We start from the raw sequence: 16154 nt of genomic DNA on the forward strand, positions 1-16154 counted from the left end.
TGCCCCAGTGACGTGGTTCTTCCGCAATTCATGTGCATGACGAGGACCACGCCGAGGGCCGCCGGCGCGGTTTCCACCCTCACGCCACGCGATGACTCAGCCCTCCTCGTGGATGAGCCAGATGTTGCGCGTGGCGACGTCGGGCCGCTTGGACAGATCCACGATGCGCTGGCCCGGGGGAAAGGGCCGGTTGAAGGGATAGCCCCATTCGCCCGAGGTCTCCGTCTCCTGGCCCTCGCCGGTGACGGTCACCTGGAAGCGGAAGAGCATGCCTTCGCGCCGTCCTCGGGGCAGCAGCAGGTGCGCGGGCCAGCCCCGCTCCCGCACCACGGTCGCCAGATGGGACGGACGGAAGAGGACCGCGCGCTCCGAGGGCCGCAGCGTGTGGACGAAGCAGTCCATCTCCATCCACATCCGCCGCTCGTCCACGAAGGGCTCGGCCACCAGGTGGATGCGTACCGTCACCCGCTGCTCGCGCGGCAGCAGGTTCTCCATCCGCAGGAAGTAGGAGAAGGGCTCGTGCTCCAGCCTCGGCTTGAGCACCTCCGAGCCATCCGGCAGCCGCACCGGGCGCTGCGCCAGGTGGGTGCGCAGCACGTGCGTGGTCATCGGGAAGGAGGGAGGCCGCCCGTCCCAGTGCTCTCCTCCGAACTGCTCCTCGCCCCAGCGCTGCCCGTCGAAGTCCGGCGAGCCCATCCCGGGCACGTCCTTGTCCAGACACAGCAGCAGGTCCGGGCTCTGGTGCATGGGCGCCGGGCCCTCGGTCATCCACGCGCGCATCCGCACCGGGGTCTGCTCGGACAGATCGTGCGGGGCCTCGTGCGTGCTCCGCCACGCGTCGAGGATGTCGTCCACGTGGCGGTGCCAGCGGTAGAAGAGCGGATCCCTCGCCGCCGTGGCCGGAGAGGCCAGCACGCCGGGCAGGCGGCTCGTGTCCCTCGGCGCGTGCAGACAGGCGACGAGCAGCTCTCCCAGGTGGTGATACGCGCCATGGGGGCCGCGCGGGTCGCGCCAGGCCTCGCCATCGAGGGACTCGGGCGTGGACTCGACCGTGTGGGCGAGCTGCTCCACATTCTCGATGTCGATGGGCGTGTCCCCGTGCCACAGCAGTCCCGAGGAGGCCGCGGCGCAGAGCCGATCCCTCCGGGTGGCATGGTCCTCGACGCTGTAGCCGGGCACGCCCTGGAGGCTCAGCCCGGGAGGGCGGGGCGCGAAGCCGGGCAGGCGGGAGTCATAGGCCTCGTTGAGGGGCGCCGTGAAGTCTTGCAGGGGCGCCGTGCGGGGCATGCCGAAGGACAGGCGCTCCGTGTCGTAGCGGGCGAGCAACTGCTGATGCGTGTGCCAGAACGCCTCCGCGTGCCGGGCGGGGAGCACGCGCCGGGAGGGTTGGGCGGGGTCCGGATGGCCAGCGGCCGGGTACCGCACCCGCCACGTCTCGACGGCCTCGTTCAGTCCGGTGTCCTCGCGGAAGTAGTCCAGCCACACCTCCGCGCCCGGGACGCCCGGCGAGCCCTTGCGCGGCGGCATCGTCCGGCGCGAGGGCAGCACGAGGTGGGGGGCGCGCTCGTGCAGCGGGGGCACGGTGAGGGCGCGGCCCTCGGGGTGGTGGGCGAGGAAGAGCCGCAGCGCGTACCGCACCCACTCGGGATCGCCCAACCGCACGCCCCACTTCGCCGCGTCCAACACCGCCGCGAGTCCCTCCTCCCCGGGCCGGGCATTGGCCAGCGTCATGAAGTGGGCGGCCGTGGACAGCGCCTGCTCGAGGTGCGCGGGCAGCGAGGGCAGGAAGCGATGCTCGGGGGAGGGCGGCTCGAAGAGCGACAGGCCTCCCTCGGGCGCCCGGGGGATCGCGTGGGACTCCGGCTCCCGGCTCGACAGCAGCTCCCGCAGCCGGGTGTTCAGCTCCTCGCGGCTCACTTGAGACCGACGTAGATGTTCTGCACGTCGTCGTCCTCGTCCATGGCCTCCAGGAACGACTCGACCTCGGCGCGCTGCTCGCCCTCCAGGTGCACCGGATTCTTGGCGATCCAGGCGAGGTTCTGCGCGCTCACCGTCCAGCCCAGGCCCGAGAGGGCGCGGCTCACCGCGTCCAGGTCCGTGGGCGCGGTGAGGAAGCGCGTGCCGCCCTCGTCTCCGGGCTCCAGCTCTTGCGCGCCCGCCTCGATGGCGGCGGCCTCGGCGTCGGCGCCGCCTTCCGGGGGCGAGGCCTCGATGACGCCCATCCGGTTGAAGTCCCACGACACCGCGCCCGTGGTGGCGATCTGCCCCTTGCGGAAGAGCACCCGGATGTTGGTGGCGGTGCGGTTCTTGTTGTCGGTGAGGCACTCGACGATCACCGGCACCTGGTGGGGCGCGAAGCCCTCGTAGGTGACGAGCTCGTAGTTCACCGGCTCATCCAACAGGCCCGCGCCCTTCTTGATGGCGCGCTCCAGCGTGTCGCGCGGCATCGAGGCCTTCTTGGCCTGATCGACGGCCAGACGCAGCCGGGGATTGGAGGCCACCTCGGGCCCGCCCGCCTTGGCGGCGATGATGAGTTCCTTGACCAGCTTGGTGAACAGCCGGCCCTTCGCGGCCGCGTGCTCCGTGCGGCCCTTGTGCTTCCACTGAGCGCCCATGACAGGCGCTCCTACCTCCGGGGGCGCGCCGGTTCAATACGGAACCGAGCGCTTTGTCCGGGAGCCACGTGGGGGGAGGGCGCCGCTCAGGGGAGGGGCCGGCCGGTGGAGGCCTGGGCCATGCGCACCGCGCGCTCCATCAACTCCTGCTGGGCCCAGCGCTTCTCGCCTTCCGGGGGACGGCGCAGCCAGGCGCCATCGGCCTGGAGCACCCAGGCATGGGTGTTCTCGGCGAGGCAGCGGTCGAGGATGTCGCGCACCTGGGCGACGAGGGCGGGATCCTCCACGGGGGTGAGGGCCTCGACGCGGTGGTCGAGGTTGCGCGGCATGAGGTCCGCCGAGCCGATGTAGCAGCGCGTCTCGCCGCCGCGCTCGAAGAGGTAGACGCGCGAGTGCTCCAGGAAGCGGCCGAGCGTGGAGACGACGCGGATGTTCTCCGAGACGCCGGGCACCTGGGGGCGCAGGCAGCAGATGCCGCGGATGTTGAGCTCCACCTTCACGCCGGCGCGCGAGGCGTCGTAGAGCGCGCGGATCATCACCGGATCCACCAGCGCGTTCATCTTCAACACGATGCGCGAGGGCGTCTCGGGGGTGTGCTGGGCGATGGTGCGGCGGACCTCCTCGAGCAGGCCCTCGCGCATGTTGACGGGGGCCACGAGCAGCTTGCGGAAGGACTTGGGACGGGCGAAGCCGGTGAGGAAGTTGAACAGGTCGGCCACGTCGGCGCCGATGTCCGGGTCCGTGGTGAACAGGCCCAGGTCGGTGTAGAGCCGGGCCGTCTTGGAGTTGTAGTTGCCGGTGCCCACGTGCACGTAGTGGCGCACCTTCTCGCCCTCGCGGCGCACGATGAGGATGGCCTTGGCGTGCGTCTTGAGGCCGGGAATGCCGTAGACGACGTGCACCCCGGCCTCTTCCAGCGCGAGCGCCCAGCGGATGTTGGTGCGCTCGTCGAAGCGCGCCTTGAGCTCCACCATGCACACCGCCTGCTTGCCGCGCTCGGTGGCGCGGATGAGCGCGGGCACCAGCGGCGACTTGTCCGAGGTGCGGTACACCGTCTGCTTGATGGCGAGCACGTCCGGGTCTTCCACCGCCTCGGTGACGAAGCGCTCCACCGAGGTGGTGAAGGACTCATACGGGTGGTGGACGAGCAGGGCGCCGCGGCGCATGGCCGTCATCACCGGGGTGACCTCGCCGTCGTCCTCCGACTGCAACCGGGGCTGGGTGACGGGCGTCCAGGGCGGATCCCTCAGCTCGGCGAAGCCGGGCGTGGAGACGATGGCCATCAGGTCCGACAGGTCCAACAGGCCGTGCTCCTCGTAGAGATGCTGGGGCTCGAGCGACAGCGCATCCATGAGGGGCTCGAGCAGCTTGGGGTTCATCCCCGCCTGCACCTCCAGGCGGATGACGTCGCCGAAGCGGCGCTGGCGCAGCTCGGTCTGCACCGCCACGAGCAGATCCTCGGCATCCTCGGACACGGTGTAGTCCGCGTCCCGGGTGACGCGGAACAGCCCCTGGTCCAACACCTCCATGCCCGGGAACAGGGCGCCGAGGTGGTGGGCGATGACCTCCTCGAGTGGCACGAAGGACGTGCCGCCCTTGAGGGGCACGAAGCGCGAGAGCAGCTCCTTGGGCACCTTCACCCGCGCCACGTTCTCCGTGTCCGCCACCGGATCCCGCAGCAGCACCGCCAGGCTCAACGACAGGTTGGAGATGTAGGGGAAGTGCCGCCCCAGGCCGATGGCCAGCGGGGTGAGCACGGGGAAGATCTGCTCGCGGAAGCGCTGCTCCATCAGGGCGCGCCCCTCCGCGTCCAGCTCCTTCATGGAGTAGATGCGAATGCCCTTCTCCGCCAGCGCGGGGCGCAGTTGGCGCTCAAAGCAATCCGCGTGGCGATTGCCCTGTTCGAGGATGCGCTCGTGCATCTTGGCGAGCGTGTCGCCCGGGGTGGAGCCATCGGGCACGAGCCGGGCGACGCGGTTGCTCAGCTGCTCGTGCAGCCGCGCCACGCGGATCATGAAGAATTCGTCGAGGTTGCGCGCGTAGATGGCGCAGAACTTCACGCGCTCCAGCAGGGGGACCGAGGGGTCCTCGGCGAGCTGGAGCACGCGGTTGTTGAAGGCGAGCCAGGACAGCTCGCGGTTGAAGAACAGGCTGCCGTCCGACACGTCCGTGCCGGGGGGGATGACGTCGCGCTCGGCGGTCTTGCTGGAGATGTTCTTGCTGGATGCGCGCTTGGGCATGTTGCGCTCTCTAGGTCAGACCGGGCGGTCTAGCAGAGCGTCACGGCGGGATTTGTGAACTTTGAAGCTGAGCGCTCTCAGGCGCCGACGAGCCGCGAGGCGTGCCGCGGCTGGGGGTGTACGGCCACCTCGTACTGGTTGCCCTGGGCGTCCTGGCGGATGACGGCCCAGCCCTGGCGGGGAGGCGTGCCTCGGGGCTCGACCTGGAAGGAGCGCCGGGTGGCGCGCGTGCTCAAGAGCTTGCCCAGGCACTCGGCATGGGCCTGGAGCGGGAGGATGCACAGATCGAAGCGGTTGCCGAACTCGTCCTGACGCACCAGCGCCCAGCCATCCAGGGGCAGGGGGTGTTGCATGTCCAGGCGCCAGCGCACGTGCCGCGGGGCGAGGCCCAGGTGCGCGAGCGCGTGGTCGACCTCGACGTGGTCCATCCACAGCGTCGCCTCGCCCTCTTCCCCGGCGGCGTGGATGGGCAGATCGATGAACAGCTCCAGGCCACACTCACAGGTGGACTCCCACCGGTAGCGGGGCCCCAGCCCATCGCCCTCGTCCTCGTGCACGCGCGGGCGTCCCAACCGCTGCTCGAGTGTGACGCGCGTCACGCTCAGGGTGCAGGCGCGCTTCTGCGTCGTCAGGGCAACGGGGCGGCGGATCGGGAGCGGCTTCATGGATTTCTCCTCTTTCGGGGTAGAGAAATCTAGTGCTCATGCACGGAGCGGCCAGGGGGGCAGGCGTGCTTCGTTCATTCAGTCACGCCCTGACGAGGGATTGTGTCCGTTGCAGGAAAGGCGTCTCGGACCCGGGGGCCGGAGGGGTGGGTGCCCGGCGCCGGACGTGGGGGCGTCGGGCACCTCGGTGGAGGCTCAGCGGGTGAAGCGCTCGGAGATGGGCGCGTCGAAGGCGCCCCCCACCCTCAACACCTGACCCGTGTGGAGCAGCACCCCGAAGGTGGGGGTGTAGGGCGGGGCCTGGGTCGCGGACGCCGCGGGCAGCCACGCGTTCTGGGCGGGGTCATACACCGCCGCCTGTCCGGCGTCGTTGAAGGCCAGCACCTCGCCCGAGTAGAGCAGCGTGGTGGAGGAGGGGGCGGCGAACGGCAGCGGCGGGCCCGCGAGCCAGCGCGAGTTGTAGGGATCGTACAGGTGCGTCTCGGCCTCGGTGGGGCTGTCGCCGTCCACCAGCACCATCACCTGGCCCGAGTTGAGGCGGATGGCCTGCCGGGGGCGATGGAGGTAGGGGGGCGGGGGCGTGAGGGTCCAGGTCTTCTTGGAGGGATCATAGATTTCGGCGGTGGCCGAGCCCTCCGGCTCGCCGCCCACCACCAGCACCTTGCCCGAATACAGCACCGTCGCGAGGTGGCCGGAGCGCGGCGAGTTCATGCTCGCCACCGGGGTCCAGGTCTGCGTGGACAGATCCAGCTCCTCCGCCCGGTTCTGGGGAACGTGCTCGCCGAGCGTGATGTCGAATCCTCCGGCCTGGAGCGCCCTGTTCGACGAGCCCAACACCGTCAGGGAGAAGTCCGCGCGGGTCAGACCCGGGTTCCTGGGGAGATCGATCCAGAGATCGGTGGCCGGATCGTACGTCTTGAGCCTCCAGGAATCCTCGAACCTGGAGTTGACGCCCGCGATCGCCAGGACCTGGCCCGAGCCCAACTGCACCATCGAATAGATGCGGCAGAAGCCCGGCGAGCAGACGGGGTTCATGACCCGCCAGGTATCGGTGTATGGGTTATAGCGCTGCACGAAGCCCTGATAGGACTCCATCACCTCGCCCGTGGCGCGCAGGCGCACGGCGCTGTTGGTGGGGTAGGGCAGGGCCTTGAGGGCGGTGGGCGTCCAGGAGCCGACGCCCGTGCTCGGGGCCTCGGTTCCGCTCGCCATCGCCGCGGACGACATGGACAACCAACCCATCATCACCAGGGATGAGACTTGGAACTTCATGGGGTGTTTTTCCTTGGTCAATGAACCCACCTGGAGTCGGTGGGTCCCGCGCAGGGTACGACAGGACGAAGGGCCGGCGAGTGTCCTGAATAAGGCGAAAGAGGCCGCGTCGGAGCACGCACGACATGGGCCGCCCACTCGCGGGCGGCGTCGCACGAAGGATTACGCAATGCATCGCAAGAGAAGTCATGGGGGGCTGCGTCTGCTGGGCACGGCGGCCGCGTTGGTGGCCACGCTGGTCACCGGAGAGGGCCGGGCGCAGGAGCAGGAGTTGCGACCCCGGCAGGAGCGGGAGCAGGAGTGGCAACAGTCCCCCTGGTCCTACGCCCTGAGCGAGAGTCCCCCGCTGCGCTTCAACGAGTCCTCCCGCTTCAACGTGCTCGCCACGCGCAACCCGGGCTATCCGCGCGCCGAGGGTGAGCGGATGGTGCTCGTGCCCGAGAACCGCTCGGGCGCCGCGGGCGCGATCTTCCTGAACAACCAGCCGGTGCAGGCGCCCTTCGCGGTGCAATTCGATTTCAACACCTACAACCGCAAGGGGGGCGGCCCCTGGGACACGGGAGACGGGCTGGTGCTGATGTTTGGCCGGCGGCCACTGTCGCGCCGGGACGTGCTGCCCACGGGCAGTGGCCGCGCCTTCGTGACGGATGGCTCGGGCTATGGCGTGCACGTGACGCTCTACGGGGAGGAGCGCGGGCTGCTCCTCACGGATGGCACGGGCCGCGCGCTGGCCTCCCGGCGCAATCCCGCCGTCTACACCCATGATCGCTGGGCGACGCTGCGCGTCGAGGTGGAGCGCGACGGCATCCGCGTCTATCTGGATGGGGCCTTGCAGATCGACTGGCGCGGCCAGGTGAACACGTCCTTCACGGGCCTGGGCATCGGGGCGGCGACGGGGGACGCCAACGCGTTGCATGCCATCCGCGACCTGCGCCTGGCGCTCCAGCCCCGCTCCCCGCCGCGTCCTCCCGGGCCCCCGGGTCCTCCGCCGCCGGACTCCTCTCCGGACGGCAACCTGCTGTTCAACGGAGACTTCGAGCAGCCCTCGTTGCGGCGGGGCAGCTTCCAGAGCCTGGGTGAGCTGCCGGGATGGCGGCGCGCGGCCGGACGCACCATCGAGTTGCAGAACAACGTGGCGGGCAGCGCCGCCCAGGGCGCTCAGCTCGTGGAGCTGGATGGCCAGGACAACACCACGATCCAGCAGGACGTCTCCACGCGCCCGGGGGCCGAGTACGAGCTGCGGCTGGCGTTCTCCGCCCGTCCGGGGACGGACGCGCGGGACAATGCCCTGGAGGTGCTGTGGAACGGAGAGGTGATCACTCGCCTGGAGGCCAGCGGCCAGAAGTTGTCGGACACGGCCTGGACGTACGTGGTGCTGCGCGTCCGGGCGGAGGGTCCCAGCTCGCGCGTGGAGTTGAGGGACGTGGGCCGCTCCACGGGCTCGGGCACGTACGTGGATGATGTGTCGTTGCGGCAGGTGTCGGGCGGCGGCCGGGGTCCCCGTCGCTGAGCCCTCCGGCTTCCCGGCGGCGAAGGGGCGTTCACTAGTCGCCCCTTCACGCGGGAAAGCTCCCGGTCTCCTCGGATTCTGGCGTGGACTGGATGGCGCCACGTCTCATTTCCAAGAGGAGACTTCATGAAGATCGGATTCATCGGACTGGGAGCCATGGGCAGTGCCATGGCGGGCCATCTGCTCAAGGGCGGCCATGCCCTCACGGTGTGGAACCGCTCGCCGGACAAGGCGGCGCCCTTCGTCGAGGCGGGCGCGCGCCGGGCCGCGTCTCCGGCGGAGGCGGCGGCGGGGGCCGAGGTGGTGATCACCTCGCTCGCGGATGACGCGGCGGTGGAGCAGGTGGTGCTGGGGGAGGACGGGCTCGCGCGGGGGCTGGGCGCCGGGGCGGTCCACGTGGGCACCAGCACCATCTCCCCCAAGCTCTCCGAGCGGCTGGCGGACGCGCACGCGAAGAAGGGGCAGGGCTACGTGGCGGCTCCGGTGCTGGGTCGGCCTCCCGCGGCGGCCCAGGGCAAGTTGTTCGTGATGGCGGCGGGAGAGGCGGGGGCGGTGGCCACCGCGCGCCCGGTGCTGGAGGGACTGGGACAGCGCCTCTTTGTCGTGGGGGAGGCGCCCGCCCAGGCGCACCTGCTCAAGCTGTGCTGCAACTTCCTCATCTTCTCCACCATCGAGCAGCTCGGCGAGGTGTTCGCCCTGACGGAGAAGGGCGGCCTGGACAGGGCCCGGGTGTTCGAGGTGCTGACCGAGAGCTTCTTCTCGGCGCCCGTGCACAAGAACTACGGCCGGCTGATCCTCGATCGCGCCTATGGCCCCCAGGGCGTGCCGGTGACGCTGGCGGCGAAGGACACACGGCTGATGCTCGAGGCGGGAGAGGCGCTGTCCGTTCCGCTGCCGTTGGCCTCCCTGGTGCGCGACCGGTGGCTCGCGGCCCGGGCCCGGGGCGAGCAGGACCTGGACTTCGCCGTGCTCGCCCGGCAGATCGCCCAGGAGGCGGGCCTGAAGGAGTAGGCCTAGGCCGTGGCGTGACGCACGGTCTGCAGGAGCTGGCCCGAGTCGATGAGCTCGCAGACGGCTTCGATGTCGCGGTGGATCTCGCGATCCTTCTCCATGGTGGGCACGCGGCTGCGCACCAGCTCATGCGCGGCGCGCGGGCCCCGGCCGGCCTTCACCGGCAGCCGGTAGTCGAGCGCCTGGCTGGCCACGAGCAGCTCGATGGCGAGGCACGTGCGGGTGAAGTCCGCCACCTGGCGGCCCTTGAGCGCCGCGGTCATGCCCATGGACACGTGGTCCTCGCGGCCGGCGGACGAGGGGATGGAGTCCACCGAGGCGGGGTGGCAGAGCACGCGCGACTCGGCGACGAGCGCGGCGCTCGTCACCTGGGCGATCATGAAGCCCGAGTTGAGGCCCGGGTTCTTGGCCAGGAAGGGGGGCAGGTTGGACAGGGCCGGGTTGACGAGCTGCTCCACGCGCCGCTCGCTGATGGAGGACAGCTGGGTGAGCGCCATGGCCGTCACGTCCATGGCGAGCGAGATGGGCTGGCCGTGGAAGTTGCCGCCCGAGATGATGCGGCCCGTGTCGGCGAAGACGAGCGGGTTGTCCGTGGCGCTGTTGACCTCGACCTCGAGGATGCGCCGGCCGAAGGCGAGCCCCTCGCGCGCCGCGCCGTGCACCTGGGGCATACAGCGCAGGGAGTAGGGGTCCTGCACCTTGCTACAGTTCACGTGCGTCTCCACCAGATCGCTGCCCGCGAGCAGCCGCAACAGGTGGGCGGCGACGGCCTTCTGGCCCTCGTGGGGGCGCACGTCCTGGATCTCCGGCAGGAAGGGCTTGTGGCTGCCGAGCAGGCCCTCGAGCGTCATGGAGCCGGCGATGTCGGCCACCAGGGCGAGCGACTCGGCGCGCAGTTGCAGCAGCGTGCCCACGGCGCACATGGCCTGGGTGCCATTGACGAGCGCCAGGCCCTCCTTGGCCTCGAGCACCACGGGCTTGAGGCCGGCGCGCTCCAGCGCCTGACGGGCCGGCATGCGCTGGCCCTGGTAGAAGGCCTCGCCCTCGCCGATGAAGACGAGCGCCAGGTGCGCCAGCGGCGCCAGGTCTCCCGAGGCGCCCACGCTGCCGCGCTCGGGCACCACCGGCACCACGTCCTTGTTGAGCATGTCCAGGGCGAGCTTCAGCGTCTCCAGGCGGATGCCGGAGAAGCCCTTGGCGAGCACGTTGCAGCGCAGCAGCAGCAGGGCGCGCGCCTCGGGCAGGGACATGGGAGTGCCCACGCCGGCGGCGTGCGAGAGGATGAGATTGCGCTGCAGCTCCGACAAGTCCTTCTTGTCGATGCGCACCTCGGCGAGGGTGCCAAAGCCGGTGTTGATGCCGTAGGCGGGCGCGTCTCCGGCGGCCACGCGTTCCACGAGATCACGCGAGGCCCGCACGCACGTTTCCGCCTCGGGGGAGAGTTCCACGGTCGCCTCGTTGCGGGCGACCTGGAGGATTTCCTCCAGGCGGAGGGTGTCTCCATCGATCAGAAGTCGGGGACGGTACATGTGAGCAGCTCCAGGGACTGTCGGGCGGCGGGGCCGCGCGAGGGGCGTTCTCTCTTATCTCAACCCGGGCGCATGTGCAGCCCGTCCCCCTCCGGGACCTTTTGACAGCCCGGGGCCACCTCACTACGGTGGCCGCTCCTTAGGAGGAAGCAGCCCAGGTGGCCTTGATCGTCCAGAAGTACGGCGGCACGTCCGTCGGCGACACAGAGCGAATGAAGAACGTGGCCCGCCGCTGCATCGCGGCCCAGGCGGCCGGGCACGATGTGGTGGTGGTGGTATCCGCCATGTCGGGAGAGACGAACCGGTTGCTCAAGCTCGTCTCCCAGATCACCGACCGGCCCAACGAGCGCGAGCAGGACGTGGTCGTCGCCACCGGGGAGCAGGTCTCCATCGGGCTCGTGGCGCTGGCCATCCAGGCGCAGGGGGCCCAGGCGACCAGCTTCCTGGGCCACCAGGTGCAGATCGTCACCGACAGCACCTTCGCCAAGGCGCGCATCAAGCGCATCGAGGCGGAGCGCATTGTCGAGGCGCTCAAGCAGAAGCACATCGTCGTGGTGGCCGGCTTCCAGGGCCAGGACGAGCAGGGCAACGTCACCACGCTGGGGCGCGGCGGCTCGGACACCACGGCGGTGGCGCTGGCCGCGGCGCTCAAGGCGGACGCGTGTGAGATCTACACGGACGTGGACGGTGTCTACACGACGGATCCCAACGTGTGCCCCGCGGCGCGCAAGCTCGACCGCATCTCCTACGAGGAGATGCTGGAGCTGGCGAGCCTGGGGGCCAAGGTGTTGCAGATCCGCTCGGTCGAATTCGCGATGAAGTACAAGGTGCCGCTCTGGGTGAAGTCGTCCTTCTCGGACGATCCGGGCACGTTGGTGTGTGAGGAGGACAAGTCGATGGAGAACGTGGTTGTCAGCGGCATCGCCTACGAGAAGAACGAGGCGAAGCTCGCCATCAGTGGCGTGCCGGACATGCCGGGTGTGGCGGCGAAGATCTTCGGCACCTTGGACGAGAAGAACATCGTGGTGGACCTGATCGTCCAGACGGCCTCGCGCGACGGGAAGACGGACGTGTCCTTCACCGTGGGCAAGACGGACCTGACCAAGGCCCGCGAGGCCGTGGAGCAGGTGGCCCGGGAGATCAAGGCCGGCGGCGTGGAGACGGACAGCGACGTGGCGAAGATCTCCATCGTGGGCGTGGGCATGCGCAACCACTCGGGCGTGGCGGCGAAGATGTTCCAGGTGCTCTCGCAGGAGGGCATCAACATCCAGGTCATCTCCACGTCGGAGATCAAGGTCTCCTGCCTCGTCCAGTCGAAGTACACCGAGCTGGCCGTGCGCGCGTTGCACACCGCGTTCGGTCTGGACAAGCCCGCCACGGTGGGCTGAGGGGTGAACCGCACCGGCGCGCTCGCGGTGGCCGCGCTCGGGCTGTGGGGCCTGGGGGTGGTGGCGCGCGTGCTCGGGCCCTCCACCGAGCCCGCGCTGGACTGTGCGCCGGGCGAGGTGCGGGTGGTGGAGGGAATCGCCCGGTGCGGCACGGGCGAGCCACCCTCCGCCCCGCAGCGCCTGCTGCTGGGCCAGAAGCTGGATTTGAACCGGATCTCCGAGGAGGACCTCGCCCGGGTGCCTGGCGTGGGAGCATCCCTGGCCCGTGAGCTGGTGCGGACGCGGGCGCGGCGAGGGCCGTTCGCCTCATGGGACGAGGTGGCCTCCGTTCCCGGTGTGGGATCGGCCAGGCTGGCGACGCTCCGGGCGGCGACGGAGTTGCGCTAGGCGCCAGGGCCCGGGGGCGTGTGATAAAGCACGGAGCGTGGAGATCGCCTGCCCTCAGTGCTCGATGAAGTACGCGCTCGACCCCCGGTTGTTGCCGCCCGGGGGTGTTCCGGTGCAGTGCACTCGCTGCGGCCATGTCTTCATCGCGGGCGCCTCCGCTCCGGCTCCCGCCCCGGCTCCAAAGGCACCCGGAGTCCCGGCGCGCGCCCCCAATCCCCTGAACTCCACCTTGCTCTACGGCACGAATGCCGGGGGCTCGGACGCCCCGGCCCCCACGACCACGCAGGCCTTTGGCGCCGTTCCCTCCGTGCCACAGGTGGCGCCCGTGACGCCCCGGGCCCAACCCGGTGCTCCGGCGGCGCCGTCGATCCAGAAGACGCAGGCGTTTGGTGCCGTCCCCCAGGTGCCACCCGCCGTGAAGCCCGCCGCCCCGGCCACGAGGCCCGCCCCGGCCGCCGCCAGGCCTCCCGTTGCGGCGGGGCCGCCTTCCGCGCCAGCAGCTCCCGCTCCCCACACGACGCAGGTGTTTGGTTCGGTTCCACGCCCCACCGACGTCGCCGCCCCGAAGCCCACTGGCAAGCCCCCCGGCGCCGCGGCCCCCCGGCCCCCGTCGGCCCGGCCCGTCACCGTGTCGCTGCCGGTGTCGCCCCAGGCCGCCCCTCCCGCGCAGGAGGATGATCCCTTCGCCGCCCTGGAGGCGCTGGAGGCGTCGGACCCCGCCGCGTTCTCGCCGTTCGATGATGTTCCCTCCGGACCTCCGCTCTCCCAGCCGCCCGGCATGACGCCTCGGGCCGGAGCGCCCGAGCGCCCCTCGCCGGAGCCCGCCCCAGCACCCGCGCCCCCACCCGCGGCCTCCGCTGCTCCCACGCCTCCCACTCCCTACGGCCATGAGCCTCGGATCGGGGTCGCGGCGACGACTCCCATCGAGCTGCCCGACGAGATCCTCGTCCAGTTGGATCGGCCCCTCTCGGAGTTGATGGCAGAGGAGGCTCCCGCCGAGGAGGCACCGCCTGCCGTGGGGCCCGCGCCCGCCTTGAACAAGCCGCTCGAGCTGCCGCCCGAGTTGATGGATGCGCCCAGCCTCTCCGCCCGCGACCAGGGCCGGGGCAAGCGTCCGGCGAAGGGTGGCAAGGGCCGGGGCCTGCTCATCGCGGCGGGCGTCCTCGTGCTCGCCCTGACGGCGGTCCTCACCTCGCGGGCCTGGCTTTCCAAGTCCGACGTCCTGCCGCACACGGTGCAGGCCGCCAGGGACGAGGCGGTGGCGAAGTTTCGCCGGGACGACGCGGCCTCGAAGGAGGAAGCCCTCGCCGAGTTGAAGGCCCTGTCGGGCAAGCATCCCCAGAGCATCGAACTGCTGGCGGAGGTGGGCATCGCGCTCGCCATGCACCTGGATGACACCCAGGTCCGCCTCACCACGCTCCAGGCCAAGGAGAAGCGGCTGAGCGAACTCATCAATCGGCTCGTCTCGACCCAGACCCCCATCGACTGGCAGAGCCGCGCCAACGCCCGCAAGGAGGAGCTGGCCACGCTCCAGCAGCAGCGCTTCTCCCTGGAGGAGCGGAGCAAGGCGTTGGCGGAGGAAGCCGTGCAGGTCCTCAAGAACCTGGAAGTGGAGCCCGCGAAGGAGCCGCGCGAGGTGGCCCTGGCGCGCCTGCGGGCCCGGGCCCTGCTGACCGCCACGCTGGGAGTGGGCAACACGTCCTCGCTGGCCTTGAAGCTGGCCCAGGCGGAACAGTTCGAGTGGAGCTCGCTGGTCATGGCCGAGTACGTCCTCCACGACGCCTCGGCCTCGCCCGCCGAGACGCGGGAGGCCGCCGCCGGGATGGAGCGCATCCGGACCCGCAACAGAACCTACCTGCGCGCCTACGTGCTCGGGGCGCGCATCGCCCTGCTGCGCCACGAGCCGGCCGCCGCGCGGAACCTGCTGGACACCGTCATCACCCTCAACCCCAAGCACGAGCTGGCCCAGCAACTCCGCTCCTACATCGAGGACCTGGAGCGCCAGGAGTCCGAGCCTCCCCCCCCCGCGAAGCCTCCGCCCGCCCCCGAGCCGGCGCCCACGCCGGAGCCCGCGCCCACGAATGAAGTGGCGCCCACCTCTCCCCCGGTCTCCCCACCCACGGAGGGGACGGCGCCCGGGGAGCCCTCGGACTCGACTTCCACCACGCCCTGAAGGGCGCCTTGCGCGCCCGGGGAGGGTGAAAAAAGTTCCATCTTCGGGCGGTATGCCGGGGGGTTCTCGCTCGGCTCCCAGGGCAGGGGACTGGGGCGGACGGCGGTACACACCTTGCTAGACAGGTGTCTCCGAGCGGGACGCGCATGGACGCGATTCCCAGGTCGGAGGCACGGGTGATGGCGGAGCTGGTCTTCTGGTGTGCCGCGGTGCTGCTGGTTCACACCTACTTTTTCTACCCGCTGGTGTTGTTCGCGATGGATGGCGTGGCGCAGGTGGCGCACAACCTGCGCTACATGCGCTCGGGGGCGAACCAGCGCCGCGCGCAGCCGGTGGGCGTGCCGCCCCGGGTGAGCCTGGTGGTGGCGGCCTACAACGAGGCGAGCTGCATCCAGCAGAAGCTGGGCAACAGCCTGGCGCTGAACTACCCGGCCGAGCGCTTCGAGGTGCTGATCGGCTCGGATGGCTCGTCGGACGGGACGGACGAGCTGGTGATGGCGTGCACCGACGAGCGGGTGCGGCTGTCGGCCGCGGCCCGAGGCGGCAAGACGTCGGTGTTGAACCGGTGCATCCCCATGGCCGGGGGCGACATCGTGGTGCTCTCGGACGCGAACACGATGATCGAGCCGGAGGCGCTCCAGCGCCTGGTGCGGCACTTCGAGGACCCCGAGGTGGGCGCGGTGTGCGGGCAGTTGCGGCTCTACAACCCGACGAAGGCCGAGTACGAGGAGAGCACGTACTGGACGTACGAGTCGCTCATCAAGTTCTATGAGGGCAAGCGCGGGGCGGTGATGGGGGCCAATGGCGGGCTGTACGCCATCCGCCGCTCGCTGTTCCAGCCCCTGCCGGCGTCGACGATCGTGGACGACTTCGTGATTCCGCTGCGCATCCTCGAGCAGGGCTACAAGGTCGTCTACGAGCCCGAGGCGGTGGCGCACGAGGAGACGACGGAGGACTACGACAAGGAGTTCGGCCGCCGGGCGCGCATCGCGGCGGGCAACTTCCAGAGCCTGCGCATGGTGCCTCGGCTGCTCTCTCCGTTGGCTGGCTTCCCGGCGTTCGCCTTCTGGTCGCACAAGCTGCTGCGCTGGTGCGCGCCCGCGCTCATGGCCCTGGCATTCCTGGCGAACCTCTTCCTGGTGAACAGTATTTTCTACCGGTTCACGCTGGTGGGGCAGGTGCTGTTCTACGGGCTGGCGCTGCTGGGGAAGACGGGGGCGCTCAAGGGCTCGGCGCGGCGGGTGGCCTCGGTGGCCTACTACTTCGTGACGATGAACCTGGCGATCGCGGTGGGCTTCTGGCGCTTCCTGCGCAACTCGCAGCGCGCCGCCTGGGATCGCACGGCGCGCGTCTCGTCCTGAGTC

The 16154-nt window shown here is 70.4% G+C and carries 12 protein-coding genes; 6 read left to right on the top strand and 6 right to left on the bottom strand.

What is annotated here, in order from left to right; all coding sequences use genetic code 11:
- Positions 1 to 96: 96 nt before the first annotated feature.
- The 5 genes from F0U63_RS21045 to F0U63_RS21065 form a co-directional block, all read right to left on the bottom strand.
- Positions 97 to 1917, bottom strand: coding sequence for a tyrosinase family protein (locus tag F0U63_RS21045; RefSeq protein ID WP_395847697.1), 1821 nt, complete (start codon positions 1915 to 1917; stop codon positions 97 to 99).
- Positions 1914 to 2615, bottom strand: a complete 702-nt coding sequence (locus F0U63_RS21050) for a YebC/PmpR family DNA-binding transcriptional regulator (protein WP_395847698.1) — start codon at positions 2613 to 2615, stop codon at positions 1914 to 1916. Before F0U63_RS21050 ends, F0U63_RS21045 begins: the two co-directional genes overlap by 4 nt.
- An 86-nt stretch (positions 2616 to 2701) precedes the next feature.
- Positions 2702 to 4855, bottom strand: a complete 2154-nt coding sequence (gene ppk1, locus F0U63_RS21055) for a polyphosphate kinase 1 (protein ID WP_395847699.1) — start codon at positions 4853 to 4855, stop codon at positions 2702 to 2704.
- A gap of 77 nt (positions 4856 to 4932) precedes the next feature.
- Positions 4933 to 5520: a hypothetical protein gene (locus F0U63_RS21060; protein WP_395847700.1), complete on the bottom strand. Its 588-nt coding sequence runs from the start codon at positions 5518 to 5520 to the stop codon at positions 4933 to 4935.
- A gap of 195 nt (positions 5521 to 5715) precedes the next feature.
- Positions 5716 to 6792, bottom strand: a complete 1077-nt coding sequence (locus F0U63_RS21065; RefSeq protein ID WP_395847701.1) for a Kelch repeat-containing protein — start codon at positions 6790 to 6792, stop codon at positions 5716 to 5718.
- 169 nt (positions 6793 to 6961) lie between these two features.
- Between F0U63_RS21065 and F0U63_RS21070 the strand changes: the two genes are divergently transcribed.
- Positions 6962 to 8302, top strand: a complete 1341-nt coding sequence (locus F0U63_RS21070) for a hypothetical protein (protein ID WP_395847702.1) — start codon at positions 6962 to 6964, stop codon at positions 8300 to 8302.
- Between the two features lie 126 nt (positions 8303 to 8428).
- The gene (locus F0U63_RS21075) at positions 8429 to 9313 is read left to right on the top strand and encodes an NAD(P)-dependent oxidoreductase (RefSeq protein ID WP_395847703.1); all 885 of its coding nucleotides are present in this window, start codon (positions 8429 to 8431) and stop codon (positions 9311 to 9313) included.
- Between the two features lie 2 nt (positions 9314 to 9315).
- On the opposite strand, the gene hutH is transcribed toward F0U63_RS21075, so the two are convergent.
- Positions 9316 to 10842, bottom strand: coding sequence for a histidine ammonia-lyase (gene hutH / locus F0U63_RS21080; protein WP_395847704.1), 1527 nt, complete (start codon positions 10840 to 10842; stop codon positions 9316 to 9318).
- Between the two features lie 158 nt (positions 10843 to 11000).
- Here hutH and F0U63_RS21085 point away from each other — a divergent pair, with 158 nt between their 5' ends.
- The 4 genes from F0U63_RS21085 (at position 11001) to F0U63_RS21100 (ending at position 16151) form a co-directional block, all read left to right on the top strand.
- Entirely contained in the window at positions 11001 to 12230 is a 1230-nt protein-coding gene (locus F0U63_RS21085) for an aspartate kinase (protein WP_395847705.1), read from the top strand.
- Between the two features lie 3 nt (positions 12231 to 12233).
- Complete coding sequence (locus F0U63_RS21090) at positions 12234 to 12617, top strand: ComEA family DNA-binding protein (protein ID WP_395847706.1); 384 nt, start codon at positions 12234 to 12236, stop codon at positions 12615 to 12617.
- Positions 12618 to 12654: 37 nt separating this feature from the next.
- Entirely contained in the window at positions 12655 to 14790 is a 2136-nt protein-coding gene (locus F0U63_RS21095; protein ID WP_395847707.1) for a zinc-ribbon domain-containing protein, read from the top strand.
- A gap of 179 nt (positions 14791 to 14969) precedes the next feature.
- Entirely contained in the window at positions 14970 to 16151 is a 1182-nt protein-coding gene (locus tag F0U63_RS21100) for a glycosyltransferase family 2 protein (RefSeq protein WP_395848398.1), read from the top strand.
- Positions 16152 to 16154 lie beyond the last annotated feature (3 nt).

The organism is Cystobacter fuscus (assembly GCF_044360685.1).
In the GTDB taxonomy this organism is placed as follows: Bacteria; Myxococcota; Myxococcia; order Myxococcales; family Myxococcaceae; genus Cystobacter; species Cystobacter fuscus_C.

Coding starts and splice junctions, on each gene's coding strand:
- F0U63_RS21065 (WP_395847701.1), bottom strand. CDS start 6,792: ATGAAGTTCCAAGTCTCATCCCTGGTGATGATGGGTTGGTTGTCCATG.
- ppk1 (WP_395847699.1), bottom strand. CDS start 4,855: ATGCCCAAGCGCGCATCCAGCAAGAACATCTCCAGCAAGACCGCCGAG.
- F0U63_RS21070 (WP_395847702.1), top strand. CDS start 6,962: ATGCATCGCAAGAGAAGTCATGGGGGGCTGCGTCTGCTGGGCACGGCG.
- hutH (WP_395847704.1), bottom strand. CDS start 10,842: ATGTACCGTCCCCGACTTCTGATCGATGGAGACACCCTCCGCCTGGAG.
- F0U63_RS21050 (WP_395847698.1), bottom strand. CDS start 2,615: ATGGGCGCTCAGTGGAAGCACAAGGGCCGCACGGAGCACGCGGCCGCG.
- F0U63_RS21075 (WP_395847703.1), top strand. CDS start 8,429: ATGAAGATCGGATTCATCGGACTGGGAGCCATGGGCAGTGCCATGGCG.
- F0U63_RS21060 (WP_395847700.1), bottom strand. CDS start 5,520: ATGAAGCCGCTCCCGATCCGCCGCCCCGTTGCCCTGACGACGCAGAAG.
- F0U63_RS21100 (WP_395848398.1), top strand. CDS start 14,970: ATGGCGGAGCTGGTCTTCTGGTGTGCCGCGGTGCTGCTGGTTCACACC.